The organism is Pseudomonas sp. P7548 (genome assembly GCF_013386585.1).
In the GTDB taxonomy this organism is placed as follows: Bacteria; Pseudomonadota; Gammaproteobacteria; order Pseudomonadales; family Pseudomonadaceae; genus Aquipseudomonas.
Genome location: NZ_JACARO010000044.1, coordinates 23064 through 49062 on the forward strand (window position 1 = coordinate 23064; position 25999 = coordinate 49062).

28 protein-coding genes are annotated in these 25999 nt (G+C 59.2%); 7 read left to right on the forward strand and 21 right to left on the reverse strand.

Annotated elements, in window-relative coordinates; all coding sequences use genetic code 11:
• Positions 1-135: 135 nt before the first annotated feature.
• On the reverse strand, positions 136-1149 hold the full coding sequence (locus HX803_RS18930) for an ABC transporter substrate-binding protein (RefSeq protein ID WP_178922534.1): 1014 nt from the start codon (positions 1147-1149) through the stop codon (positions 136-138).
• 166 nt (positions 1150-1315) lie between these two features.
• Between HX803_RS18930 and HX803_RS18935 the strand changes: the two genes are divergently transcribed.
• Positions 1316-1744, forward strand: a complete 429-nt coding sequence (locus tag HX803_RS18935) for a hypothetical protein (protein ID WP_178922536.1) — start codon at positions 1316-1318, stop codon at positions 1742-1744.
• A 48-nt stretch (positions 1745-1792) separates the two neighbouring features.
• Here the strand turns inward: HX803_RS18935 and HX803_RS18940 are convergent, their stop codons facing one another.
• The 4 genes from HX803_RS18940 to HX803_RS18955 are packed head-to-tail and all read right to left on the reverse strand — an operon-like array spanning position 1793 to position 4393.
• Positions 1793-2257: a nuclear transport factor 2 family protein gene (locus tag HX803_RS18940; protein ID WP_178922538.1), complete on the reverse strand. Its 465-nt coding sequence runs from the start codon at positions 2255-2257 to the stop codon at positions 1793-1795.
• 19 nt (positions 2258-2276) lie between these two features.
• The gene (locus HX803_RS18945) at positions 2277-3236 is read right to left on the reverse strand and encodes a trans-acting enoyl reductase family protein (RefSeq protein WP_178922540.1); all 960 of its coding nucleotides are present in this window, start codon (positions 3234-3236) and stop codon (positions 2277-2279) included.
• Positions 3233-3634, reverse strand: coding sequence for a VOC family protein (locus HX803_RS18950; protein ID WP_178922541.1), 402 nt, complete (start codon positions 3632-3634; stop codon positions 3233-3235). Before HX803_RS18950 ends, HX803_RS18945 begins: the two co-directional genes overlap by 4 nt.
• Positions 3635-3649: 15 nt before the next feature.
• Positions 3650-4393, reverse strand: a complete 744-nt coding sequence (locus HX803_RS18955; protein WP_178922543.1) for an SDR family NAD(P)-dependent oxidoreductase — start codon at positions 4391-4393, stop codon at positions 3650-3652.
• 138 nt (positions 4394-4531) lie between these two features.
• Here HX803_RS18955 and HX803_RS18960 point away from each other — a divergent pair, with 138 nt between their 5' ends.
• A complete protein-coding gene (locus HX803_RS18960; RefSeq protein WP_178922574.1) occupies positions 4532-5419 on the forward strand; it encodes an AraC family transcriptional regulator in 888 nt (295 codons plus the stop codon).
• 124 nt (positions 5420-5543) lie between these two features.
• Here HX803_RS18960 and HX803_RS18965 read toward each other — a convergent pair whose 3' ends face one another.
• The 6 genes from HX803_RS18965 to HX803_RS18990 all read right to left on the reverse strand — a co-directional run bounded on the left by HX803_RS18965 (position 5544) and on the right by HX803_RS18990 (position 11507).
• Complete coding sequence (locus tag HX803_RS18965) at positions 5544-7286, reverse strand: ABC transporter substrate-binding protein (RefSeq protein ID WP_178922545.1); 1743 nt, start codon at positions 7284-7286, stop codon at positions 5544-5546.
• Between the two features lie 72 nt (positions 7287-7358).
• On the reverse strand, positions 7359-7631 hold the full coding sequence (locus tag HX803_RS18970; RefSeq protein WP_176995587.1) for a DUF2160 domain-containing protein: 273 nt from the start codon (positions 7629-7631) through the stop codon (positions 7359-7361).
• A 10-nt stretch (positions 7632-7641) separates the two neighbouring features.
• Positions 7642-8442 (reverse strand): carbohydrate ABC transporter permease, encoded by an 801-nt coding sequence (locus HX803_RS18975; protein ID WP_003174634.1) that lies wholly within the window; start codon positions 8440-8442, stop codon positions 7642-7644.
• Positions 8443-8452: 10 nt separating this feature from the next.
• Positions 8453-9319 carry a carbohydrate ABC transporter permease gene (locus HX803_RS18980; RefSeq protein ID WP_176995586.1) on the reverse strand — a complete coding sequence of 289 codons (867 nt, stop codon included), beginning with the start codon at positions 9317-9319 and terminating at the stop codon, positions 8453-8455.
• Complete coding sequence (locus HX803_RS18985; RefSeq protein WP_178922547.1) at positions 9316-10413, reverse strand: ABC transporter ATP-binding protein; 1098 nt, start codon at positions 10411-10413, stop codon at positions 9316-9318. Before HX803_RS18985 ends, HX803_RS18980 begins: the two co-directional genes overlap by 4 nt.
• A complete protein-coding gene (locus HX803_RS18990) occupies positions 10413-11507 on the reverse strand; it encodes an ABC transporter ATP-binding protein (protein ID WP_176995584.1) in 1095 nt (364 codons plus the stop codon). The genes HX803_RS18985 and HX803_RS18990 overlap by 1 nt, the downstream gene beginning before the upstream one ends.
• A 290-nt stretch (positions 11508-11797) precedes the next feature.
• Here HX803_RS18990 and HX803_RS18995 point away from each other — a divergent pair, with 290 nt between their 5' ends.
• Positions 11798-13624, forward strand: coding sequence for a sigma-54-dependent Fis family transcriptional regulator (locus HX803_RS18995; RefSeq protein ID WP_178922550.1), 1827 nt, complete (start codon positions 11798-11800; stop codon positions 13622-13624).
• Here the strand turns inward: HX803_RS18995 and HX803_RS19000 are convergent.
• The 3 genes from HX803_RS19000 to HX803_RS19010 form a co-directional block, all read right to left on the reverse strand.
• A complete protein-coding gene (locus HX803_RS19000; RefSeq protein WP_178922552.1) occupies positions 13621-14553 on the reverse strand; it encodes a FecR family protein in 933 nt (310 codons plus the stop codon). The two genes, HX803_RS18995 and HX803_RS19000, sit on opposite strands and share 4 nt — an antisense overlap.
• Positions 14550-15092, reverse strand: coding sequence for a sigma-70 family RNA polymerase sigma factor (locus HX803_RS19005; protein ID WP_178922554.1), 543 nt, complete (start codon positions 15090-15092; stop codon positions 14550-14552). The genes HX803_RS19000 and HX803_RS19005 overlap by 4 nt, the downstream gene beginning before the upstream one ends.
• A gap of 175 nt (positions 15093-15267) precedes the next feature.
• Positions 15268-17385: a TonB-dependent receptor domain-containing protein gene (locus HX803_RS19010; protein ID WP_178922556.1), complete on the reverse strand. Its 2118-nt coding sequence runs from the start codon at positions 17383-17385 to the stop codon at positions 15268-15270.
• 223 nt (positions 17386-17608) lie between these two features.
• Here HX803_RS19010 and HX803_RS19015 point away from each other — a divergent pair, with 223 nt between their 5' ends.
• Together HX803_RS19015 and HX803_RS19020 are read left to right on the forward strand one after the other, a co-directional pair.
• Positions 17609-17767: a hypothetical protein gene (locus HX803_RS19015; RefSeq protein WP_178922558.1), complete on the forward strand. Its 159-nt coding sequence runs from the start codon at positions 17609-17611 to the stop codon at positions 17765-17767.
• A 5-nt stretch (positions 17768-17772) separates the two neighbouring features.
• Positions 17773-18399 (forward strand): helix-turn-helix domain-containing protein, encoded by a 627-nt coding sequence (locus HX803_RS19020; RefSeq protein ID WP_178922560.1) that lies wholly within the window; start codon positions 17773-17775, stop codon positions 18397-18399.
• 56 nt (positions 18400-18455) lie between these two features.
• On the opposite strand, the gene HX803_RS19025 is transcribed toward HX803_RS19020, so the two are convergent.
• The 7 genes from HX803_RS19025 to HX803_RS32820 form a co-directional block, all read right to left on the reverse strand.
• Positions 18456-18965 carry a hypothetical protein gene (locus tag HX803_RS19025; protein WP_178922562.1) on the reverse strand — a complete coding sequence of 170 codons (510 nt, stop codon included), beginning with the start codon at positions 18963-18965 and terminating at the stop codon, positions 18456-18458.
• Positions 18966-19257: 292 nt separating this feature from the next.
• Positions 19258-19512, reverse strand: coding sequence for a hypothetical protein (locus HX803_RS19030; RefSeq protein WP_178922564.1), 255 nt, complete (start codon positions 19510-19512; stop codon positions 19258-19260).
• Between the two features lie 146 nt (positions 19513-19658).
• Positions 19659-20408 carry a hypothetical protein gene (locus HX803_RS19035; RefSeq protein ID WP_178922566.1) on the reverse strand — a complete coding sequence of 250 codons (750 nt, stop codon included), beginning with the start codon at positions 20406-20408 and terminating at the stop codon, positions 19659-19661.
• 152 nt (positions 20409-20560) lie between these two features.
• Positions 20561-21100, reverse strand: coding sequence for a GNAT family N-acetyltransferase (locus HX803_RS19040; protein WP_178922568.1), 540 nt, complete (start codon positions 21098-21100; stop codon positions 20561-20563).
• Positions 21101-21132: 32 nt separating this feature from the next.
• Complete coding sequence (locus tag HX803_RS19045; RefSeq protein ID WP_178922570.1) at positions 21133-21339, reverse strand: hypothetical protein; 207 nt, start codon at positions 21337-21339, stop codon at positions 21133-21135.
• Positions 21340-21403: 64 nt separating this feature from the next.
• Positions 21404-21658, reverse strand: coding sequence for a hypothetical protein (locus HX803_RS19050; protein WP_256732880.1), 255 nt, complete (start codon positions 21656-21658; stop codon positions 21404-21406).
• Positions 21659-21815: 157 nt separating this feature from the next.
• Entirely contained in the window at positions 21816-22379 is a 564-nt protein-coding gene (locus HX803_RS32820; RefSeq protein WP_256732881.1) for a hypothetical protein, read from the reverse strand.
• A gap of 176 nt (positions 22380-22555) precedes the next feature.
• On the opposite strand from HX803_RS32820, the gene HX803_RS19060 reads away from it, so the two are divergent.
• On the forward strand, positions 22556-23248 hold the full coding sequence (locus tag HX803_RS19060) for a YoaK family protein (protein WP_218647104.1): 693 nt from the start codon (positions 22556-22558) through the stop codon (positions 23246-23248).
• Positions 23249-24989: 1741 nt separating this feature from the next.
• Positions 24990-25922, forward strand: a complete 933-nt coding sequence (locus tag HX803_RS19065; protein WP_178922572.1) for an HNH endonuclease — start codon at positions 24990-24992, stop codon at positions 25920-25922.
• Positions 25923-25999: the final 77 nt, after the last annotated feature.

Sequence of the window (25999 nt, forward strand, 5' to 3'; positions counted from 1 at the left end):
AGTTCAAAAGGTGGGAGCTGACTTGCCTGCGATTGCGGTGTATCTGCAATCAATTCTTTAGCAGGCCTACCGCTATCGCAGGCAAGCCAGCTCCCACATTTTTAACCGCGTTGGGTATCAAGACCTTGTTGCGGATCAGCTGCCGTTGCCGCCGTGCGCCTCTTCGAAGAAGTAGTCCTTCCAGCTGGCGGCCTTGTTTTTCAACACGCCCAGCTCCTGCAATTTCTCGGCATAGATGTAGGTGCGCTGCGGCACGATGGTGAAGTCGATTTCCGGGTCCTGGACGATCTTTTCCACCAGGTCCAACGGCAGCTTCGACTGCTCTACGCGGATGTACGCCTTGGCGGCCGCAGGTTTGTCGGCCTTGATGATTTTTTCAGCCTCGGCCAGCGCGTCATAGAACGCCTTGTAGGTCTTGGGGTTTTCGTCGTGGAATTTCTGCGTGGTGTACAGCACGTTGAACGTCGCCTGCCCACCCAGGATGTCGTAGGAACTGAGCACCTTGTGCACGTTGGGGTTGAGCAGTTCCTGGTACTGGAACGGCGGGCTGGAGAAGTGCGCATTGATCTCCGAACCACCGGCAATCAGCGCCGCCGTGGCATCGGGGTGAGCCAGGCTGATGGAGATGTCGTCGAATTTCTTGTATTGGTCATTGCCGAACTGCTTGGCGGTCTCGATCTGCAAGGTGCGCGACTGGAAGCCCACGCCAGCGGCGGGCACGGCAATGCGGTCTTTCTCGCTGAAGTCCTTGAGGGTTTTCACGTTCGGGTTGTTGGTGAGCAGGTAGTTGGGCATCGAGCCCAGCGAGGCGATAGCCTTGACGTTCTGCTTGCCCTTGGTGCGATCCCACAGCGTGAGCATCGGCGGCACGCCGGCCGAAACCACGTCCAGGGCGCCGGCCAGCAGCGATTCGTTCATCGCGGTGGCGCCGGAAATGCTGTTCCAGTCCACCTTGATGTCCAAGCCCTGCTCCTTGCCGTGCTTTTCAATCAGGTTCTGGTCGCGCACCACGTCGAGGATCAGGTAGCCGATGCCGAATTGCTGGGCGATGCTGATCTTGCCTTCGGCCTGGGCACCGGGGCTGAGCAAGGCCGTTGCGGCGGCCAACGAGGCCGCCAGGAGAGTCAGGGAGGAACGCTTGAAGGTCATGGGGGAGTCTGCCGCGCTTTTGAGAAGGTGAGCGAGGGTAGCCACGATTTTTAAGACAGGAAAAGAATATCGGGATCTATTGTTATGCAAAATGGCCCACAAACCTGCCCATGGCTGCTATTGTGCCGCGCTTTGAAAAACCGTCGAACCTGCGAGGAAATGGACGTTGAACACTGACGAAAAAATGACCGGGGACCTGTTCGAAGTCGATAAGCGCCTGTCACTCAAGCCCGTGGTGGACTTCAACGCCTACCTGCGCAGCGCCTTCGGCGACGGCCCATGCACCTGCGTGCGCTGCACCGCCAGCGGAGGCGATGAAACCGGCTACGCGTTCCAGCACACCTTTACTTTCGACGGCAAACCCACCCACCGTCGCTTCGCCTCCACGGCGGGCAGTGATGTGTTGATGGCACTGAAGAAGGCGTGGTTGTCCTACACCAAGGCCGAGTTGCCGTTGAGCGGCGTGCTGGTGCTGGACACGGTGAAGGAATTTGTCGAGCCACAACTGCACAAGCGCCTGGCGCCGCTGTTTCTGGCCAGTGGGTTGGTCAAGGACGTGGATGGCGCGCTGCAGATCCAACCCCAAGCCGCCTGATAACCTGTAGGCGCCGGCTTGCCGGCTCCTGCAGTACGTTTGGTGTTCTTAAACTCCCGCCAACACCGCCGGGTCCCCTGAGCGCCAGACGCTATCCACGGTCACGCGCTGGATCAGCCATACGCCCTCTTCCCGCACCAACGCCACGTCATACCGGTTCTTCATCAGGTAATGCCGTGAAGGATCGTTTTTGGGCACGTGCTGCGCTTCCACCAATGCATCCAGCCGCGCACTGTTGCCCTCAAGGGTTACCCGCGCGTTACTCACAGAATGAGTGGTGTCGAGTTGGCTGAGGGCGCCGGACAGTGCAGTGACGATGGTGTCGCGCCCTTCCAGCACCGGGTATTCAAAACCTGCCTTGGCAGCGGCCGGGCCAAAATCCGATACGGCGTTGACGGTGAACGCCGAAGCGAGCAAAGCCGGATCTTGCAGATCAATGCCTGCTGCGAAGCGATGCAGGGTGTCGATCACCGCGAACTTATCAGCAGCGGTGTGTAGGTCGAGGGTGGTCATGGGGGTAATTCCTGTGGGATTAGTAATCGGTGATATGCGTTCCGGCAATGGTCTGGGCAAAGCCCACGCCAAACAGCCTTGCGGGGGTTTCAAAACCGGGGCGGCGTTCGCCGTCGAGCACGCGGCGCGCAGTCTCCACGGCGGCCAGTGGGGTGTAGCTGTAGCCGTTGATGGTCTCAATCACCGAGCGCGCCACCGAGCCGTCGATGCCGGTGACTTCGGCCACGGCACGGGCACGATGGGCGTCGCGCTGGCCTTGAGAGGGGCCGTCGGGCAGCAGTGACAGGTCGCCCTCAGGGAACGCTTCGCCAGTGATGTGAACGAACATGGCGATATTCGGGATGGCGCTGGAATGCCACGCAGTGACCAGGTCGCCAAAGGACAACGGGGCACACAGCACTGGGCCGTCGCCAAAATCCAGGTATTGGGGTTGCGCGCCCGGCGTGGCGACCAACTGACCGTCGAGCCGTGCCATCACGCCGGCACCGAGGATCTCGCTGACACTCATGGCCGAACCACGGGACATCGCGCCGGGCACATGCAGGGCGATTTTTATCGACTGCGGCCGCTGCACACGGCTGGCGACGTGCATGGCCAGGCAGTCGGTGGGCACCACGTCCCAGCCCACGCCGGGCAGCAACATCACTTGCGACTCAGCGCCGAGCCGCTCGGCTAGGCGGTACACGTTGATTTCGGCGGTGATGTCCAGGTAGTCGGTACCGTTGGCGATACAGGCGCGCATCAAGGCTTCGGCGGTTTGGGCGAAGGGGCCGGCGAAATTGAGCAGGACGTCGATCCCGTCCAACTGGGCGGCATCCGGGGTGAATACCCGGTAAGGCGTGCCCAACTCAGCGGCCAGGGACGCCAGGCGTTCGGCGTTGCGACCGGCCAGCACCAGATTCAGGCCAAGTTGTTTTGCGTGTTGCGCTGCCATGCGTCCGGTGTAGCCGGTGGCGCCATAGATCATCAGGGTCTTCATGAGGTGTGCTGCCAGTTCTTGTAGACGAATTCGAGGCTGTAGCCGTCCGGGTCCAGCACATTGGCGGCGTAGTAGTTGGGGTCATAATGCAGGCGAGCGCCCGGTGCGCCGTTGTCGGTGGCACCGTTGGCCAGCGCTGCCGCGTAGGCCTTTTCCACTTCGGCGCGGTTATTGGCGACAAAGCCCACATGCACCGCTCGCCCTTCCACGGTGCCTTCGCGCAGCCAGAAAAACATGCGCCCGTTGGCGCCAAAGCCTTTCAAGTCCGGATGACCGGGCGGGCCGTCCTTGCCGTCGTAGTCCAGGCGCGCGGTGATGCCAAGGGGTTGGAGGGTGGCTTCATAGAAACGAATGGAGCGTTGGATATCGCTGACTGAGAGAAACAGGTGATCAAGCATGGTGCGGCCTCCAATTCAGATGATGTAGCCGCCTGCAACTTCGATCGTCTGGGCATTGATCCAACGACCTTCTTGCGACAGCAGCATGGCAATAACCCGTGCGACGTCTTCCGGCTCGCCGACACGACCGAGGGCGGTTTGCCCGGCCAGCAGGGCTTCGAACTCATCGTTCAATCCGCCGCCCAACTCCGTGCGAATGGCGCCTGGAGACACCGCATTGGCGCGGATACGCCGTTCGCCGAATTCCTTGGCCATGTAGCGGGTCAGCACATCCAGGCCGCCCTTGAAGGCAGCGTAAGGCGCGACGCCTGCTGTAGCGACGCGGGTGGTGGCGCTGGTGAGGTTGACGATGCTGGCGTGCTCTTCCAGCAGCGGCAACAAGGCCTGGGTGAGAAAGAACGGGCCTTTGAGGTGCACGTTGAACAGGCCGTCGAACTGCGCCTCGGTCACCGATTCCAGCGGGTTGAACAGGCCGTAGCCGGCGTTGTTGACCAGGCCGTTCAGGGTGTTGACGCCCCAATTAGCCCGCAGGGCCTGCGCCACGGCTTCGCCGAATGCGGCGAACGTACTGACATTCGCGACATCCAGCTCCAGGGCAACGGCCTTGCCGCCTTGGGCTTCAATACGCTGCACCACGGTTTGCGCTGCGTCGCCGTTGCGGTTGTAGGTAAGGATCACCCCATGCTCCTGGCGAGCACACAGTTCGGCCGTACTGGCGCCTATTCCACGGCTGCCTCCGGTAATCACGATGACGCTCATGGTCTGCTCCGCTGCTGAAAAGTTGAGTGCCCACAGTAGTCATCGCCCTACCCCGTCACTCAGCCGTTCCTACTCCAATCCTGCCTGTTTCTGCTTTTTGCTTGCGCAAGCTCTGCAGGAAGGAACAGCATGACCCGCATGAATACTCAATTGATCGAACTGCGTGCCTTGGCCGCAAGGGCCGAAAACCGCCGCACCGAGACCGGCATCCCACGGGTGGCGATGGTCCAGGGGGCGATTCCTGAGCACCTGCTCGCGGCCGTGTATGACCCGATGATCAACCTGATCCTGCAAGGCAGTAAGTGCATGACCGTGGGCGACCGCACGTTGCATTACGACCCGGCGACGTATTTTGTGATGTCCATCGAGTTGCCCGCCGTGGGCGTGGTGAACCCGGCGAGCAGCGGCGAGCCTTACCTGGCGGTCAGCCTGACCTTGGATCCGACCGTGCTGACCACGCTGCTCAATGATCTGCCGGCGCCCACCGGGCGATGTGAACAGGAAGCCGGGTTCTCGGTGGCAGCGGTAACCCCAGCCCTGATGGACGCCTGGGTACGCATGCTGCGCCTGATGGGTGACCCGGTGGCGATCGCCGCGCTGGCCCCTGCGTATGAGCGGGAGATCCTCTACCACGTACTGCAAGGCCCTCACGGCTGGATGCTGCGCGAGATTGCTGCGCCAGACACGGCGATGGCACGGGTCAGCCAGGCGATCCAGTGGATTCGTCGCGATTATGCCGAACCGATCCGCGTGGAGGCCTTGGCCCAGAAGGCCGCGATGAGTGTTTCGGCGTTTCATCGGCACTTCAAGGCGGTGACCAATTTGAGCCCGTTGCAGTATCAGAAACGCGTGCGGTTGCTGCAGGCGCGGACGTTGATGGTCGCCAGCGCGAGCAGCGTGACCCGTGCGGCGTTTGAGGTAGGGTATGAAAGCGCGACCCAGTTCAGCCGCGATTATGCGCGGGTGTTCGGGTTGCCGCCGGCGCGGGATGCCGCGCGGATTCTGGCTGATAGCCGAGGGCATTAGTGTAGGCGCCGGCTTGCCGGCGATTGCGGTGGGTCAGTCAGCCTATTGGCTGGCTGATAGTCCGCATCGCCGGCGAGCCGGCTCCTACAGGGGTGGGTGCCAGCGTGGACCATTGGCGTAAGGATTACTTACGCGCAGCCTCCCACTGCTTGAGCAGGTCGCCGTAGGCCACGGTTTCGCCTTTTGGCTTCTCGTTGGCCAGTTTCGGTTTTGGTGCGCCCGGCTGGTCGAACCAGTATTGCGCGTCACGTTCTTCGTTCATTTTCGGGCCACACACCGGTTGCACCTTGGAGCGTTCCAGGCGCGTCATGATGGCGTCCTGCTCCTTGGCCAGGTTGTCCAGTGCTTGCTGCGGGGTTTTCTCGCCGCTGGCCGCTGCGGCGATGTTGCTCCACCACAGTTGCGCCAGGCGCGGGTAGTCCGGCACGTTGGTGCCGGTCGGGGTCCATTCGACACGGGCCGGGCTGCGGTAGAACTCCACCAGGCCACCGAGTTTCGGCGCCAGGTCGGTCATGGCTTGGGAGTTGATGTCCGACTCACGAATCGGCGTCAGGCCGACGATGGTTTTCTTCAGCGAGACGGTTTTCGAGGTCACGAACTGCGCGTAGAGCCAGGCCGCGAGCTTCTGCTTCTCGGGCGTCGACTTGAGGAAGGTCCAGGAGCCTACGTCCTGATAGCCCTTCTTCATGCCTTTTTCCCAGTAAGGTCCGACCGGCGACGGCGCCATGCGCCATTTCGGCGTGCCGTCGGCGTTCACCACCGGCAGGCCGGGCTTGGTCATGTCGGCGGTAAACGCGGTGTACCAGAAGATCTGCTGGGCGATGTTGCCCTGGGACGGCACCGGGCCGGATTCGGAGAAGGTCATGCCCGCCGCTTCCGGTGGCGCGTAGGCTTTCATCCAGTCCACGTATTTCTGGGTGGCGAACACGGCGGCCGGGCCGTTGGTGTCGCCGCCACGGGTAACGCTGGAGCCGACCGGGTGGCAGTCCTCCACGCGAATGCCCCACTCGTCCACCGGCAGGCCGTTGGGCAAGCCTTTGTCGCCGCCACCGGCCATGGAGAACCAGGCATCGGTGAAGCGCCAGCCCAGGGACGGGTCTTTCTTGCCGTAGTCCATGTGCCCGTAGATGCGCTTGCCGTCGATTTCCTTGACGTCTTCGCTGAAGAATTTGGCGATGTCTTCATAGGCCGACCAGTTCACTGGCACGCCCAGCTCATAGCCGTACTTTTCCTTGAACTTGGCTTTCAGGTCGGCGCGCTCGAACCAGTCGGCGCGGAACCAGTAGAGGTTGGCGAACTGCTGGTCGGGCAGTTGGTAGACCTTGCCGTCCGGCGCGGTGGTGAAGGAAATGCCGATGAAGTCCTTGATGTCCAGGGTCGGCGAGGTGAAGTTCTTGCCTTCATTGGCCATCAGGTCGGTGATGGATTCGGTCTTGCCGTAGCGAAAGTGCGTACCGATCAAGTCGGAATCGTTGACCCAGCCGTCATAGATGTTCTTGTCGGACTGCATCTGGGTTTGCAGCTTCTCCACCACGTCGCCTTCCTGCAGCAGGTCGTGGGTCAGCTTGATGCCGGTGATTTCGGTAAAGGCCTTGGCCAGTACCTTGGATTCGTACTCGTGGGTGGTGAGGGTTTCCGACACCACGTTGATCTTCATCCCACGGAACGGCTCCGCCGCCTTGATAAACCACTTCAGCTCTTCGAGCTGTTGCTCGGCGGTCAGCGTGGACGGTTTGAATTCACTGCCGATCCATTTTTTCGCGGCATCTTCATACGCATCGGCCCAGGCCGTGGCGCTCAAACCACTGAGGGCCAGTACGGCGGCCAATGAAATGCTATGTCGCAGCTTATTGTTGTTATCGAACATAGAGACCTCCTGGTTAATTTCAAACGGGACTTCAGACGCCGACCTCCTACAGGTGGGTGATCGCCGCCCGCATCAGCCCCAACGCATCACACACAACAGCCACACCAGGGACAGCGCGGACGCCACCCAGATGCTCCAGCCGGTTACGCCGATCACCAGCAGGTGCAGGTAGGCGCTGCCGAGAAGACCGATAAACAAGCGATCACCACGGGTGGTGCTGATCGGTAAAAAACCGCGCCGGGGGATGCTCGGCGAGCGCAGCTCCCACGTGGTCATGCCCACCAGCAACAGGGCAATAGCCGCGAAGAACAACGCGGTGGGGGTGGTCCAGGCCATCCATTCCATCATCGACTCCTCAGACCCGGCCCAGGGCAAAGCCCTTGGCCACGTGGTTGCGAACAAACCAGATCACCAGCATGCCGGGCAGGATGGTCAACACCCCCGCCGCTGCCAGCACGCCCCAATCGATACCCGAGGCCGAAACCGTACGCGTCATCACCGCCGCGATCGGCTTGGCGTTGACCGAGGTCAGGGTGCGCGCCAGCAGCAGTTCGACCCAGGAAAACATGAAGCAGAAAAACGCGGTCACACCGATGCCGGAGCCAATCAGCGGGATAAAGATCTTCACGAAAAACTTTGGAAACGAATAACCGTCGATGTAGGCGGTTTCGTCGATTTCCTTCGGCACGCCGGACATGAACCCTTCCAGGATCCACACCGCCAACGGCACGTTGAACAGGCAGTGCGCCAGGGCCACGGCGATGTGGGTATCGAACAGGCCAATCGACGAATACAGCTGGAAGAACGGCAGCAAGAACACGGCTGGCGGCGCCATGCGGTTGGTCAGCAGCCAGAAGAACAGGTGCTTGTCGCCGAGGAAGCGGTAGCGCGAGAACGCATAGGCGGCCGGCAGCGCCACGCTCAGGGAGATCACCGTGTTCAGGCTCACGTAGTACAGCGAGTTGAGGTAACCGGTGTACCAGCTGGGGTCGGTGAAGATCACCTTGTAGTTGGCCAGGGTGAAGTCCTGCGGAAACAGGGTCAGCCCGCCGAGGATTTCGGTGTTGCTCTTGAAGGACATGTTCAACAGCCAGTAGATCGGCACCAGCAGGAACAGGATGTAGATCAGCAGCGGAATAACCTTGCGCTTGCTCATGGCTGCGGCCTCAGCGGTTGGCGTCGGAGTGGGTCATGGCGGTGTAGAACAGCCAGGACACCAACAGGATGATCAGGAAATACACCAGGGAAAACGCCGCCGCCGGGCCCAGGTCGAATTGGCCTACGGCCATCTGGGTCAGGGTCTGACTCAGGAAAGTAGTGGCGTTACCCGGCCCGCCGCCTGTGAGGACGAAAGGTTCGGTGTAGATCATGAAGCTGTCCATGAAGCGCAGCATCACCGCGATCAGCAGCACGCTTTTCATCTTCGGCAGTTGGATATGTCGGAACACCGCCCAGGGCGATGCCCGATCAATCCGCGCGGCCTGGTAGTACACATCCGGGATAGCGCGCAGGCCCGAATAACACAGCAGCGCGACCAGCGAGGTCCAGTGCCACACGTCCATGATCAGCACGGTGACCCAGGCGTCCATGGTGTTGGCCGCGTAGTTGTAGCTGATGCCCAAGGCATTGAGGCTGTAACCCAGCAAGCCGATATCGGCGCGGCCGAAGATCTGCCAGATGGTGCCCACCACGTTCCACGGGATCAGCAATGGAATGGCGAGGATGATCAGCACCAGCGACGACCAGCGCCCTTTGGTCGGCATGGTCAGGGCGATGGCAATACCCAGGGGGATTTCGATCAGCAGCACGCAGGCCGAGTAGATGAACTGGCGCAGCAGCGAGTCGTGCAAGCGCGGGTCGAGCAGCACCTGTTTGTACCAGTCGGCGCCGACAAAGTAGCGGCTGGACTGGTCGAAGATATCCTGCACCGAGTAGTTGACCACGGTCATCATCGGGATCACCGCACTGAACGCCACCAGCAGGAACACCGGCAACACCAGCCACCAGGCCTTGTTGTTCTGCACCTTGTTCATGGCTGCACCTCCAGCAGGTAGTCATCGGCGTAGAGCATCAGCCATTGCGCAGGGAAACTGATGGAGGCTTGCCCTTCGGGGACCGGCTTGTCTTCGGCCAGGCGCACTTTCAGCGGCGCGCCATCGAGGTTGAGGGTCATGATCTTGTAGGTGCCAAGGTCTTCGACGTGTATGACGTCGGCTTGCAGGGCGTCGGCGTTGTACTCGTCCCACACGTGGATGAACTCCGGGCGGATGCCCACCTGCAGTTTCTGGTATTCCGTGCTGGCAATGCGTTGCTGCAGCGCTTCGGGCAGCGGCAAGTGGGTGCCGGCGAAACGCACCCCGCCCGCCTCGGCCTGCACGTCGATCAGATTCATCCCCGGGCTGCCGATGAAATAGCCGACAAAGGTGTGGCTGGGCCGTTCGAACAGCTCACGCGGCGTGCCGAATTGCACGATCTGCCCGCCGTACATCACCGCGATCTTGTCGGCGAAGGTCGACGCCTCCAACTGGTCGTGGGTGACGTAGACCATGGTGATGTTGAACTGCTCATGGATCTGCTTGAGCTTGCGCCGCAGTTTCCACTTGAGGTGCGGGTCGATCACCGTCAGCGGTTCATCGAACAGGATCGCCGACACGTCGTCGCGCACCAGGCCACGGCCCATGGAGACTTTCTGTTTTTCGTCGGCGGTGAGGTTGCGGGCTTTTTTGGTCAGCAGGTTTTGCAGGTCGAGGACTTCGGCGATTTCCTGCACCTTGCTGTGGATTTTCGCTTCGGCCAGGCCCTGGTTGCGCAGCGGGAACGCCAGGTTGTCGAACACGGTCATGGTGTCGTACACCACCGGGAACTGGAACACCTGGGCGATGTTGCGCTTCTCTGGGGTGAGGTCGTTGACCACGGTGGTGTCGAACAGCACCTGGCCTTCGGACGGGCTGAGCAGGCCGGAGATGATGTTGAGCAAGGTCGACTTGCCGCAACCCGAAGGCCCGAGCAAGGCGTAGGCCCCACCCTGCTCCCACACGTGGTTCATTTCCCGAATGGCGTAGTCTTCCGGCCCGTTCGGTGCAGGGCTGTAGCTATGGGCGAGGTTTCGCAAATGGATCTCGGCCATCAGGCAACCCTCGCGACACGGCGCCCGGGGGCCTGGACCAACCGGCCCTGGCCATCGAACACAAACAGTTTATGGGTGGGGATATACACGCGGATCGGCGCGTCGACGTCGTACTCGTGCACCCCCGGCAGGTGCAGCACCAGCAAGAAATGTTCGCTGCGCACGTGCAGGAAGGTTTCCGAGCCGCTGATCTCGGCGACTTCCACGGTCACCGCCAGCTCCAGGTCGTCATCGTTGCTCGGCACCAGGCTGATATGGCTGGGGCGCACGCCAAAGCGGAATTCGCCTTCGCCGATGGGGCGCAAATCGACGTTCAGCGGGAAATGCACGAAGTTGGCGAAACTCACTTCGTTGCCGCTGATACGCCCCGGCATCAGGTTGATCGGCGGTTCGGAAAACAGCTCGGCGGCCAGCACGGTTTGTGGCTGGTGATAGACCTCGGCGGCCTTGCCGCTCTGGATCACCCGGCCCTCGTGGAGGATGGTGGTGGTGCCACCCAGGGCCAGGGCTTCATTCGGCTCGGTGGTGGCGTAGATGGCGATGGTGTGGCGCGCCTTGAACAGTTCGCGCATTTCCTGACGCAGCTCTTCGCGCAGTTTGTAGTCCAGGTTCACCAACGGCTCATCGAACAGGATCAGCTCGGCATCCTTGACCAGTGCGCGGGCCATGGCGGTGCGTTGCTGCTGGCCACCGGACAACTCCAGCGGGTGGCGCTGCAGGAACTTCTCGATGCGCAGCATTCTTGCGGTTTCGAGCACCTTGCTCTGGATCACCTCGTTAGACACACCGGCCTGGCGCAACGGCGAGGCGATGTTTTCGAACACGGTCATGGTCGGGTAGTTGATGAATTGCTGGTACACCATCGACACGTTGCGCAGGCGTACGGGCTTTTGCGTGACGTCCACGCCGTTCATCAGGATGCGGCCGCTGTCGGGCTTGTCCAGGCCGGCCATCAGGCGCATCAGGCTGGTCTTGCCGGACAGGGTACGGCCGAGCAATACGTTGAAGGAACCGGCTTCGAAACGCAGGTTAGCGTCGTCGATCCAGGTTTGCCCTTCAACGACGCGGGAGACATGTTCCAGGGTCAATGACATGACACGACCTTTTTTATTATTGGAATGAATCTGGCCAGTCGTCAGAGCGAGTTTCGTGCCAAAACGGCAAGTGGTTGATGTGTAAAGAAATGGGTTAAAGCGGATGTTCGGGAGTGAACACTTCGGGTGAACAACTGAACAGTGCTGGGGTTGACAATGAACAGTTCTGAACAACACTCTCATGCCCAACACAGACTAAATGTGGGAGCTGGCTTGCCTGCTCCCACAGTTTGATCCGGTTTCAACCGCTGAATAGTGCAAGACCCCATAACAATAAAAAGAAGGTCAACATGGCCGAACCCTTGGCTCACGACACTCTCATCCAGGAATCCTGGCGCCGCTGCCGTGCCTTTGGCCTGGACCACCAGAGCACGCCCAGCTTTGATCAACTGCCCGCCGAGGGCATCAGTCAATTGCTGGAAAGCCAGCATTCTTTGGTGCAGACCACCCATCAGGAGGTCCTGCCCTACTACGAAAACATCCTGAGCAATTCCAACTGCCTGATCATGCTGGCCGACAATCAGGGCCAGGTCCTGACCTCGTGGGGTACCCAGCGTTTTATCGAGCCCACGTTGGCCCGTGGTTTCAGCGCCGGCGCCAGCTGGCAGGAGCGCTCCAGCGGCACCAATGCCATCGGCACTGCGCTGGCCTGTGCCCAGGCGGTGCACATCGAGCACGATGAACACTTCCTGAAAGCCAACCGCTTTATGACGGGCTCGGCGGCGCCGATCTTCGATGCCCAGCGCGAAATCATCGCGGTGCTGGATGTATCCAGCGACAGCTACCTGCCGCCCTCCCACACCCTGGGCATGGTCAAGATGATGAGCCAGACCGTGGAGAACCGGCTGATCCTCAACCTGTTTCGCGGCGAGCATTTCCAGCTGACCTTCAACACCGGCCTGAACAACCTCGACAGCCAATGGGCCGGCCTGCTGATTTTTGATGAGAGCGGCCAGGTGCTGTCGGCCAACCGCCGCGCCGATAACCTGCTGGGCATCAGCTTGTCGCGGGTGATGGTCGACAGTTTGTTCAAGGTGTCGCTGCTGGAGCTGCTCAACCAACCGGAAGGCCTGCCGTTTTCACTGCAGGCGGCGGGACGCAATCGGTTCCAGTGTTTATTGAAGCGGCCGAAGCAGATGCCGGTGCAGGCGCGGGTGTTCAGTGCGCCCAAGGCCAGCGAACCGCTGCCGGCAAAGCCCGCCGCGATTGGCCTCAAGACCTTGCACTTCGGCGATGTGCGGGTGGAAAAAGCTGTACGCCAGGCGGAGCGCTTGCTGGAGAAGGATATTCCGCTGCTGATCCACGGTGAGACCGGCGTGGGCAAAGAGGTGTTCGTCAAGGCTCTGCACCAGGCCAGTTCGCGCAGCCGGCAGGCGTTTATCGCGGTGAACTGTGCGGCAATTCCCGCCGAGCTGGTGGAATCGGAGCTGTTCGGCTATGAAAAAGGCGCCTTCACCGGCGCCAATCAGAAAGGCAGCATCGGCCTGATCCGCAAGGCCGACAAAGGCACGCTGTTTCTCGATGAGATCGGTGATATGCCGCTGCCGACCCAGGCGCGCTTGCTGCGGGTGTTGCAGGAACGTTGCGTGCAACCGGTGGGCAGCAGCGAGCTGTTCCCGGTGGACCTGCGCATCATTTCTGCCACCAACCGCGCGCTGCGCGAGTGGGTGCAGGCCGGGCGTTTTCGCGAAGATTTGTATTACCGCATTGGCGGGCTGACCCTGGAGCTGCCGCCCCTGCGCGAACGCACCGACAAGCAGGCGCTGTTCCAGCAGCTGTGGCAGCAGCACCGCGAACCGACGCAATGGGCCGGGCTGAGTGCCGAGGTGCTGGCGTTGTTCGACCAACACCCGTGGCCTGGGAACCTGCGCCAGGTCAGCAGCGTGTTGCAGGTGGCGCTGGCCATGGCCGAGGATCAACCGATACGCGCCGAGCATCTGCCGGATGACTTTTTTGTCGACTTGAACCAGGCGCCGCCGCTGCCCACCCAGGACGCGTTGGATGACAGCCTGGACCTGTCACAGCGCTTGAAAGCGGCCGGCGGGAACATTTCCCACCTGGCGCGGGAGCTGGGTGTGAGCCGCAACACCCTGTACAAGCGCCTGCGCCAACCCTAGCGCGGCTTGACCACCACCAGCAGGTCGGTGAAGTACTCCACCTGGATCGGCAGGTTGTCGGCCAGGGTCGCCAACGCAGCGGCCGTGTCATCGAGCTTGAACACGCCAGACACCCGCAGGTTCTGCAGGGCTTGCGGGTCGAAACGCACCAGGCCATGACGGTAGCTGGCCAGGGTTTGCAGCACCTCGCTCAAGGGCTGGTCGTTGACTTTGAGCAGGCCGCGGGTCCACGCATCCGGGTCGTTGCTGCCGGTGGCGCGTGGCGGCTGCGGCTGGCCGTGATCGAGCACCGAGCGTTGGCCGGCCGTGACCTTGACGTCCTCGCCCGTGTCGCCCTTGACCGCCACGGTGGACTCGATCACCGTCACCACTGTGGTGCCATCCGCCGCGCGCTTGACCAGATAGCGCGTACCCAGTGCCGTCGCCGTGCCCTGGTCGGTGCGCACCACGAACGGCCGCTGGGCGTCCTTGGCCACCTCCACCCACAGTTCGCCTTGCAGCAGTTCGATCACGCGCTGGTGGCCGTCGAATCTGACGTCCACGGCCGAATTGCTGTTGAGCTGCAACTGGCTGCCATCTTCCAGGGCGATCTGGCGCCGCTCGCCGACGCCGGTGCGTTGGTCGGCCATCCAGATTGGCGCCTGTTGCAGGCCCAGCCAGGCGCACAGTGCGACACCGAGCAACCCCGCCATCTGGGCACCCCGGGAGCGCCGAGGGGCGAATGCACGGTTCAACGCCAGGCGCGCGGGCTTGGCCGGTACAGTGTCGAGGCTGCCCCACAGCGAGCGCATGCGCTCGATGGCCACTGCGTGGCGAGGGTCGGCCTGGCACCAGGCGTGGAAGGCGTGGCGGTCGGCGTCGCTGACGTCTTCGTCGTGCAGGCGTGTCAGCCAATTCGCAGCTTGTTGGATGATCTGTTCGGTACTCACGACAACGGGTCCGCCGCGTGCAGGCTGTGATAACAGTGCACCAGGGCGCTGGAGATGTAGTTTTTGACCGTGCTGGAGGACACCTCCAGGCGCGTGGCGATCTCGCTGTAGGTCAGCCCGTCGAGGCGACTGAGCAGGAACGCCTCGCGGGCTTTGGCGGGCAGGCCGGCGAGCAGCTCGGCGATGCGTTCCAGGGCCTGCAGCGCCACGTGAATCGCGGCCGGGTCGGGCATGCCGGCGTCTTCGCACTGGATCACCAGCGCTTCCATGTAGGCCTTTTCAATACGCCGACGCCGCGCGCCGTCGATCAGCAGGCGCCCTGCCGTAGTGGCAAGAAAGGCGCGAGGTTCCTTGATGGTGTGGGGCTCGGCCAGCATCAATACGCGAATGAAGGCATCGTGAGCCAGGTCGGCCGCGTGCTGGGAGCAACCGAGTTTTTTGCGCAGCCAGCCGTGCAGCCAGCCGTGGTGATCGACGTACATTGCCGCGAGGGTTTGCTGACGCGTGGGCGTGCCCAGCGCGGCCGGAATGTCATGCATGCGCAAAAATTTCTCAAATAGGAAATATTACCAATTGCGCGAACAATGCCAGTAAACCGACGATGTATCAAGAACCTTTCAGACAACCTAAATTCCTGTAGGAGCCGGCTTGCCGGCGATCGCGTAGGGTCAACCGCTATCGGCGGCAAGCCGGCTCCTACAGTGAAATGGGGTGTTAGCGCCAGCTCCAGGAGACGCCGGTGTAGATGCCCCGGCCATCGGCGGGGGTCGACCGGGCAGCGTCCAGCCCTTTGTCGTCGTAACCCGGCGTGACGGTATTGGCGTAGCGCCGGTTGGTGAGGTTGCGCAGGTCGACCCAGGCTTGCCAGTCCTGTTTCGGCGCGTCGTAGCCGAAGGTCGCACCGAGTGTGGTGTAAGCCGCTGCGTAGTAGGAATTGGCGTAGTCCACCGCCACCCGCGAGGCATGCTCGGTATTGAGGCTGGTGTAGAAACCGGTCGGGTGGCTGTAGCGCAACTGCGCCTGATAGTAGTGTTTGGGAATGCCGGGCAAGGTGTTGTCGCCGAAGCGGTCGTCGTCGCGGTAGTGGAAATCGCTGTAGGTATAGGCTTGGCGCAAGGCCAGCTGGCCGTTGCGGCCGCCATTCCAAAGCGGGCTGAGCAGGCTCAGCTCAACGCCTTGGTGCACGGTTGGGCTGGCGTTGGATTCGGCGACGATGGCGCTGCTGGTCTGGGTTTGGGCCTGGGTTTCGACGGTGAGCAGTTCATGGCGCACTTCGGAGCGATACAGCGCCAGGTCCCACTGGCCAAAACGGTGCTCGCCCCGGGCGCCGACCTCCAGCGTGGTTGCGGTCTGGTTGCGCAGGTTCACACCCTCACGTTGCAAACCGGTGGCCGGGCCGCTGCCGGGGCCAAAGTATTTATTGGAACCCCAGATCATCGACCACGCATGCGGCGGCTCTACCGAGCGGCTGAGGTTGCCGTACACCTGCAGTTGCGGATTGAAGTCGTAACGCAGGCCGATGCGTGGCGCGTAGTCCCAGTTCTGCTGGCGTGTCGGCGTATGGGTATCGGGATAAGTGACTTCGGTTTCGCGACGGGTGTAGATCGCCGCCAGGCCAGTGGTGAGCCACAGGTCCGGGACCAGCTCCAGGTCGTTGCCGATGTGCAGCACGGTGTCGGAACCCAGGTAGCTGTAGTCGCGGGTCTTGGTGCCGGGGGCATAAATTGCGGTATTGCCGGCCGGCGTGCGCACGTACTCCGAGGCACCGTTGTTGGGCATCGCCTGGGTGGTGCGCAGGCCGATCGTGGTTGTGCTGGCGTGGCCGAACAGTGTGTCCTGGCGGATGTAGTTGAGGGTGCTGCTGATGTCGGTGTAGGCGACTTTCAGACGGTTGGTGCCTTCGCGCAGATCCATCGGGTAGTCGTGGTACGCCAGCCCGACTTCGACGCGGGAGCTGTCGTCCAGCTGCAAGGTGGTCTTGTTGGCGATCCAGGTGGAGCCCGGTTGCAGGCGCTTGGAATCACGTGCGGCGTTGAGGCTGTTGGCGGCCGTGGGATCATGGCTGATCTGGTAGCGCGTCAGCTTGCCAGGGCTGTCGTTGGTGGTTTCGCGGTAGCGGAAGTAGAAGCGTGTTTCCAGGTCCGGGTTGAAACGGTAGCCGAAGTTGGCCGCAATACCTTTGCCCGTGCCGGCGCTCTGGTGCTGGTAGCCGTCGGACTGCGAGTCGGTGAGGCTGATGTAGTAATCGGCCTCGCCCAGCACCTGGCCCGAGCTGATTTCACGTTGGGCATACCCACGGCTGCCCGCTTCATAGCGCACTTGCAGCGTGGGTGCATCGTAGCCAGTGCGGGTAACGTAGTTGACCGAGCCGCCCAACGCCAGCGCACCCTGATCGAACCCGTTGGCGCCGCGCAGCACTTCGACGCGGCTTTGCCACAGCGGGTCCTTGAGTTCGTAAGGGGTGCCGCCTGGGCCGGTCAGCGGCAGGCCATCGAGCATTTCATACAAGCCCGACGCATGAGCGCCCGGGCTGCGATTGAGGCCCGAGCCGCGAATCGATAGCTTCACGCCTTCGTTGTTCGCCGCCTTGGCGTACACCCCAGCCTGGTACTTGAACACCTCTTCGTTGGTGCTCACCCGGCCCTGCTGCACGCTGCTCATGTCGATGAAGTTAGTGCCGCCGGGCACGCTCCTGAGCTGTGCCTGGGCCACCTCGCCAGCACTGGCTTCGCTGCTGGTGACTTCGACCGGAGCCAATTGCAGGTCTTCGGCGCGTACCAGCGAGCTGAATGTCAGGGCGGTCAACAGGGGCAAAGGGTGGCGCAACAGCATCAGGCAGGTCCTTGGGATTCGGGGGCGATGAGGTGGGATGGCAGGCACGCCCGCCAGGTCACGCTTAATTAACGGACCAGAGCCTTCCCACAACAGCGTCGGACCTGATTTATTTTCTAAGTCCAAAATCGAATTAACACATGCAAACTCAGTATTTAAAGAAATAACCCGTACGCATTACTGTGACCCCATCGAGTCACCCACGCCCCATGAGAACGCCCCCATGCAAACATCGGCCACCGTCATCGACTTCACGCTCCACCGTAAACGCCGCCAGGCGCGTGCTGCAGCCGAGTTGATGTGGGCGATGTACGCCGCGCGTGCCGGGCTGGCGGTGTTCACCACCCAGGCAGCGCCCTCCAGCGATACTCGCCGGGCGTAAGGCCGATGAATTTCCTGCACGTGCTGCCCGAACCACCCGAGCCCCTGCCCAAACCGAATACCGACGACGATGTGATCAGCCTGTGCGTGGCGCACAACCTGCAACGCCTGCGGGGCAAGCGCCATTTGTCACTGGATGGTTTGGCGCGGGCCTGCGGGGTGAGCCGCGCGATGCTGGCGCAAATCGAATCGGGCCGCAGCGTGCCGTCGATCAAGGTGCTGTGCAAGATTGCCAAAGGCTTGAAGGTGTCGGTGGCAGCGTTCCTGGAAGACCGCGCGTTTGAAGGCGTTGAGGTCTTGCCGGCCCAACAGAGCAAGCGCCTGGTGAGTGCCGATGGCGCGTTTACCAGCCGTGCATTGTTCCCCTACGATACGGCGCGCCAGTCGGAGTTCTACGAGATCCGCTTGCGCGCGCTGGGCGAGGAAGTGTCCGAAGGGCATGGCCCAGGCATCCAGGAAAACCTGGTGGTGGCCCAAGGCGTGCTGGAAGTCAGCGTCAACGACGAGCGCTATCTGCTCTCCACCGGCGACTCGATCCTGTTCTACGCCGACCAGCCCCACCGCTACCGCAACCCGGCCGACAGTGAAGCCGTGGCGTTCCTGGTGATCACTTATCCAGAGCGATTGGACTGACCCTGAATGCAAAAACGCCCCGAATAATCGGGGCGTTTTTTATTGCGCGCGACCTGTCAGCAGGTGCAGCACATCATCGGCATGCCGTTGCAGCTCATCATCATGGGCATGGCGCAATCGTTCATCATTTTGTTCATGAGCATGCAGCAGTTTTTCATCATGTCCATGCTCATGCCGGGCATCGGCATCATTTTGCACATCATGCTGTCGGACATCATGGTGCACTCCATCATGCACGTCATCATCGGCATCGACATGCCCATGGACATCATCGGCATCATCGGCATGTTCATGCCGGTCATCATTTTCATGGCGTCGGCCGACATGCCCATCATCGACATATTGGCGCACTGCATCATCATCGGCATGCCGCAGTTCATCATCATCGCCATCATTTCAGCGTTGGTCTTGAACTGAGCCATGTCCATACCGGCTGCTGGCTTCATGGTGCACATCATGGCGTCAGCGGCCATCTCGCACTTCATGGTGGCCATCATCATCGGCATGCCCATCATCGGCATCATTGGCATGGCGGTGTTCATCGGCATCTGCATTGCATTCATCATGTTCGAAACTCCGTAATCGACAGGAAATGGCTAAGTTCTGGCGCCGATTCTAGAGCCGCCGGGCAGCGGCGCAAGACGACGGCAGAGCAGCGGCAAAGGCTGTTCGCAGGAGAGCTTAGTTGATCCGAACAGCCATGCCAGGCGCGATAACAGCAGTTCTGACGTGATCGCGGCGCTTATGTCCATTGACGATGCGCATTCGACGCTTCAGATATTCGATCAAGGAATGGCATCCAATCACAAGGAAATAAACGTTCTAACTGCGGTGCAAAAAAACCATTTCTGCCATGGATCAGAGCGCCTGCATCAACTCATCCGCCTCGGAACCGGCGGGAAACCTGAAACCATACATCTCGTCACACCCGAGGATCTCGACCAGGGCTTCGCGCAGCTGCGCCTCTGTTTGTCGATCACGCAGCAACTTGTGCGCCGGCAACAACACCTCGGCGGGCACGCCCTGGGCGCTCGCAGCATCGATCACGGCAAACAGGATAAATCGCAGGCGGATTTCGCGATCAGTGGGCCAAACGGTTTTTTGCTTACCCAACGCAGGCACTCATTTTTTAAGAAAAGTCCGAGGCTATTGCCCACCGAGAGGTGTTTCAAGCCGAGGGCAACAAGATAGGCCACCTCCTACAAGTTAAAGGGAAACGGCGTACTCGATGTCACCGAAGTAAACGCCCAAACCCGTCACTACTGCACCGGCAGGAAATTCATCAGCAACAGGCTTTGCGCGTAGTTGAGGCCGATGCGTCGGTAGCGTTCATCGAGCATCTGGGTCAGCAGGTCGAGGCGTGCGACGATCTTGCCGAACTCCACGGCAAAGCTGAGGTTGCTGCCCTCCTCCGAGATCTCGTTGGAGAACAACAACAGCGCACCGTTGGCATCCTGGCGCTGGCTGAGCAACCAGGTGGCTTTCTCGATATTGCGCGCGGCGTTGCTGACAAATTGCGGGTTGATCGAATCGGTCATGTAGAACTCGGTCCGCCCGCCGTGCGCGGTCACCAGCATGCTGCCGATCGCGTAGATAAACGCGCCGACCCGGTCGCCACGAAACTCGGGGCTCAGGGAATAGCTCAATGCCGCCAAGTCGCGGCGATCGCCCAGTGCGGGCAATGGTCGACGATTCTCGATGGCCAGGCGAATCTCCCGCGCCGCGCTCACCGCATCCGGGTAACCCGACTGCCGCCACTGGCTGGGGTTTCGCAGGTAGAGCTTGTTCATCAGCAGGTAGAGGCTTTGCAGATTGTCACGCATGCCCAGGGTGGCCATGCGATCGACGCTGGTCTGGAAGAACTCATCGGGCTTGCCATTGCTGAATTGCTTGGCGATATCGCGGCCTTGTTGCTGGGTACAGCCGCTGCCGCACAACATGAGCACACTGGCCACTAACAGCGGCCAGTGCATCCGTCGACGTGTGAAAGGTATTAATGTTCGATCCATCGGCACCCGATCTGATTCTTCTCGCCACACAAGAAATTAGCGTGGCCGGGACAGAGATAGAGCCGAAGAATGTCAAAAAGTGCGATGGTGGAGGACGATTGCTGAAGATTCACACAGCGGGCTGGAGGGCCGCGAGTGTGCAAACTGCCTCTTTATGAACGCTCGCTCTCAAAGTCGGCTCGCTCGACCTTGTAGAAGAAGTTCTCTTGCATACCGTTTGCCAGCTGTTTGGTGGAGGTGTGCGAGAAACGCCCGCCGATTTTCTCCATGGCGCGCTGTGAGCGGATGTTCTGCGCCGCCACATGAAACCAGACCCTGTCGACCCACTGGAACGCGTGCCTGAGCATCAAGCGCTTGAGCTCGCCGTTGGCGCCACCGCCCCATTTCTCCCGCGCCAGGAAGGTGTAGCCAATAGCGACCTCGCGCTGCTCTTCGTTGAATTCGTAGTAACGGGAGCTTCCCACCACCTGTTTGCTCACACGGTCGAGAACCACCAGTACGCTTTCAGACGTTAGCGCGTCGGCAAACCATTCACGAAAGACCGGCTCTTGGTAGCGCGTGGGGCTGGGGTGTTGGGCCCAGATCAAGGGGTCGCGGGCGATGGTGTACAGGGCGTCGAAATCGGTGGCTTCGAGCGGGCGCAATTCAAGGGTTTCGCCCGTGAGTGATGGAAAAAGAGGCAGTGAGTGCATGGGGTTCATCCTGAAAGATGAATGAGGCAGCGTTATTTATTGGGCTTGAACTTCACAAACATCATTGCGAAAAAAAAGCCTCCAACTGCGGCCAAGTAGGTTGACTGATATCCGGGGACGTAGTAATCGAGCCCAAAGTTGGCGGCGGTGATGACAGCGAACGCCAGGAAAAACTGTTTGCGAGAAAAACGGCTCAGGTAACGATTTGCTGCCGCGTTAATGGTCTTGAATCTGTTCATTGTGCTTCGTCCTTGAGAAAACAGGGCAATCCTAACCTGGCCGCACTTGTGCCCGTCGGGCACGTCAACGCTTATCGTGAACTTCGGGTGGCCAGGCATTGAAGAAAAATATAATCCCGGGAATCATCACGCAGACCCAGTAGGTGCTGGGATAGGAAATCAGTCCGATCATCCAAATGATCATCAAACTTGCCCCTGCCCGCCGCCGACGCTTGGGGGTAAGCCACTCCCTGAACGCTTCAAGCTTTTTACTCGCCATCGATAAATTCCCGGTCAGATAACGGACAAAGCCTATCACCGCCTGAAACAGGTCGCGCAAGGCAAAGGTCCGCATTTCTGGCTATGTAAAAACAAAGCCCGCGCCGATTAAAAGCAAATGCCCCGACTAGTCGGGGCATTTGCTTGTGTGGCCTTGTATCAACAAAGCGATTTTTCAGCGTTGTGCATGAACACCGCCCTGCTGAACAAGCGCGTCATTATCGGGCTTGGCGAAGCACCAGTTCCGAAAGACGGGTCTTGACGCGGAAGCAGAACTCACGAATTTGAAATTGATAAGCGGGCATCACCATGTAGTTCAGGTCGGCACCGATGGAATCTTTGATTTCCATGTATTTAGCCGTCTTGGCAGCAATGGCCTGGTATTGCGCCTCGTACTTGTCGTAAGACGCTTTGCTGTAAATCTTCAAGACATCCAGCTCTTTGCGGCATTGCTCAGCGCGACTCTGGTTCAGGCTGGTGTCTGATTCGTCCTGAGCGGCCTGCGAAGAGGCTGGGGCCTCGGAGCTGACAGTGAGGGGCGCAGGTGCGGCTTCATAGCGCACAGTGTAATCGTGGGCTGTCGACGGTGCGGCTTCAGGCGGCGCTGCCTGGACGACGGCAGGTGGTGGAGCCACTTTAGGTTGTTCTGGAGTTTTCGTAGCGCAACCCGAGAGGGCAAGTCCGACCACTACTGCGATGCCACACATTTTATCCATCGGTTCCACCAAAAAGTAATTACGGTTGGCTGAGTCGTTAGGTTCTAGGTAAAAGTAGTCGCTCACTCAATGATCGAGTGTAATTTTTCTACCAGCCTCAAGGCGCTCAGCCTCTCTTCCTTGAGCGCACAGATAACGGATAATAGTAAAAAAACAAGGAGATGACGAGTAAAAGCTCATCAGAAAAGTCACAAGTTTAGTAGGACATTTACCCTGAGCCCGGCAGATGCAAGGAGTGAAAATTGCTTCCTGAACTGAACCTCTACACGGTGCGCGCTAAACGCATCGCTAAGATACGCGCAAAAGTAGGCCTCTACTTCGTTGCGGCGCTGTCCTTCCTCGCCGGCATGACAGACGCCATCGGCTTCACGGCCACGGGTGATTTTGTTTCTTTCATGAGCGGGAACACCACTCGACTCGCCGTTTCAATTGGGGCTCATGATGACTCCACAGTGCTCGGCATCACGGTTTTGATCCTGACTTTCATCCTCGGCAACGCACTGGGCGCAATCGTCGCCCGCATCGTCGGCCGGCGTTCCTGGCCATTGCTGTTTTGCGTTGGCGCCCTGCTCTGCCTGGCCACGGTCATGCCGACGGCATTTCTCGCACTTGTGTGCGCGGTGCTGTCCATGGGCATGATCAATGCCGTGGTCGAGGAGATAAATGGGCTTCCAATCGGACTGACCTACGTCACCGGCGCGCTATCACGCTTTGGGCGCGGCCTTGGACGTTGGTTGCTGGGTGAGCGCAGGCATGGCTGGAGAGTTCAGCTTATCCCATGGGCCGGCATGCTGATGGGGGCTGTGGCAGGTGCGTTGCTGGAGCGTGAACTGGGCCTGTTTGCGTTTACAGTCGACGGTGCGTTGGCGATTGGCCTTGCGTGTGCTTCGGTCATGATCCCACCACGCTGGCAGAGGGCTTATATGCCGGGGTAGCGCTGTCAGGCGTTTGAACGAGAGGCGGCTGATCGCGAGACCGACCTGCTGCCATTGAGGCCAAACCCCAGAAACACAAAAGCCCCGCATTCGCGGGGCTTTCGTTTGAATCTTGGCGGGAAACCAGGGATTCGAACCCTGGAGACGCTATTAACGTCCGCCGGTTTTCAAGACCGATATGCAAAATCAAGCGGGCTGGTACCTAGGAGGCCGTCTGCGTTCCTTTACTCGCAGCTACTAACCAAGCTACAGGCCGCATTCTGCAAGGGGTGCGGTTATGGTTTGGGAACTGTTTTTGCCCCCCCCACCGGCGTCCTGCCGAGCGAACAAAAACCACCAACAGCCCGCAAGTTGTGAGAAAAATCGTATGGCCACGTTCGGCCAAAAGAAGCCTATCGAAGGGATCTAGGAAATGAGGGGCGATTCACAGTTACCCCTTTCGTTGAAGTCATAGATCGTGATGTAGGAACGCGTTGATGACTGAACGAGAGAATGGGGACAGATTTTTTTTCTGAGAGATATATCTGTCCCATTTTTGATTTTAAGTGGTGATGATTGCCGAGCTAGCGGTGAATCAGGCGCGGGATCACATCGAAGTCGCCTAACCGGTCGGTGTCTGTAGAAGCAGTCGGTGGCTGCTTCTACAGCGCGATTTGTTTGAGATGCCTGGCGCCCGTTCAGCATTTCAGAATGCTGCATCATGAGCGTCCATGGCTTGCGTCAGGCTCGGATACCATTCACTTCGCTCACTCGGTGAAGTCTCGATGAACAACTCAATCAGTTGGCGATCAAGGAAGGTCTGCACAGCGTCGTCCAACGGCAGGCTGTAAAAGTCAGCGCTTTGCACAGCGTACTGTGCAGTCTGGAGATTTAAGAAACAAACGTATCTCACGGCCCTCGAATCGCTCAGCCGACGCCAGGTGATGATTTGCTGATAGGAGTCACCCAAAAATCCCATGTGTATTTGCCCTCCCTGTGCTGCGGCGCAGCAAGTAAAGGTATAGCAGTTGATTGCTGCCGGTGGCGACAGGCTGCTACCGGCCAAAAGCAGACATTCAAATCATCTACTAAGCTGGGAGAAGTTCTAGAATCGAGGGCGTTCAATGAGGAAAATGAGAATTTTGTTTGGTGTCTGCTTAGCGATCTGGGCGCTGGTTATTTTTTTGGGAGTAAACCTTTACTCTGGAGTTATTATGCAAAAGGTAGCGGGTTATCCGACACCGGGACAGTTCTACACCTGTATCGTGCTTCCATGTGCGTTATTGACATCAAACATACTGGTTCTATTGTTTTATAGTAAGCTTCACTGGTTAATTTTGGCGGCTTTTTGCTTACTTCAACTTTTAGCGTTTTTAGCTTTCTTTTTTATTTTGAGCGGTGGTGTTTAAGTGGAACCATCAAAGCTTGGTAGTCGATCTGAATGAGATGAACTTAATAAGTGAGCGGTCCCTGGTTCCGTAGACAGCTTCGAGCGGCAATTTTGGCTGTTAGTGAACGGCTGCTTTGGGTCGGTTGCCGTCCTTCGCGGCAGGCAAAAAACGGCCAAAGGCGGACGCTCTGTCACAGACTATTAGTGGATCTACCCTCGCCAACGATTGCTTTGGCCTATTGCAGTCAGTCTAGAATGTGCCACGACAATAAAAAGCTCAGCATTCACTTGGTGGTAATTGCACGCCTATCGTTCGCACTACCACCGACAGAATGCAAACAGAATATTCGGTTTTATTAGGGGCGAGATGGCGTGACTAGACCTGCAATTCCAACGGAAATTCAAAGAGCGGTATTAATTGAGGCCGGTCATCAGTGCGCGATTCCTGCCTGCCGACATCCAAGAGTAGAAATTCATCATATTATTCCTTGGGCTAAATGCAAAAAACATGAGTACCATAATCTCATTGCTCTTTGTCCAAACTGCCACACTCGGGTTCATGATGGTGAGATTGATCGGAAATCACTGGTAAAATACAAATCGGCATTGGTTTCAGCTATTCGCGATTTAGGAGCCTCCGCGTTCAGTCATCCTATCGTTGAGATTAAGCGGCGCATATACACAATCGACACTAGCCATTCGGGTATTTATTTTGACTTTGAGTACCCGGATTTTTGCAATACAGACGTAATTATTGCTTCAAAAAACATAGAAGCTTGGGGTAATGAGCTGCTGGAATCGCATACTTCTACAGCCGAAAGTAACAAAAAGGATGCAGTTGATAATGAGGGCGGCTGTCTCGGAACCTACTTGATAGGGAGGTACGAAGTCAATCGGCGAGATGCGTGTGTGTTAAGTGTGCGATACACTATTCAGGGCTATTTGGGTGGCGCGCACGGCTATAGGGAAACTAGAGCTCAAAACTTCCTCCTATCACCTTTCTCCCCTTTGACCTTAGACTATCTGCTAATTAATGAGGAATGCTTGATCAAGTTGTCCAGCCTCATTAGGGATAGGTTTGCAAAGGACCTTCCTGAGTTCGACGGAGAATGGCTTATGTCAGGAACGACCGTCGACTCCATTGTCTCAACTCCGTTTATAATTGGGCGATATGGAATAAGTTTTATTTTTGCAGAATATCAAGTGGCTGGTTACGCATTAGGTAGCCCGGAGATACATTTATCATTTTATGAATTAAATGGCATCGCTAAGCCAGAAATCCTAAAGCTACTAGATGAGGATTAATGTACACATTAATTTTTTCGCAGATCGACGATCCGTTATCGCGACATTGGGCGAATATCCGCTGTTGGCCGGTTTCT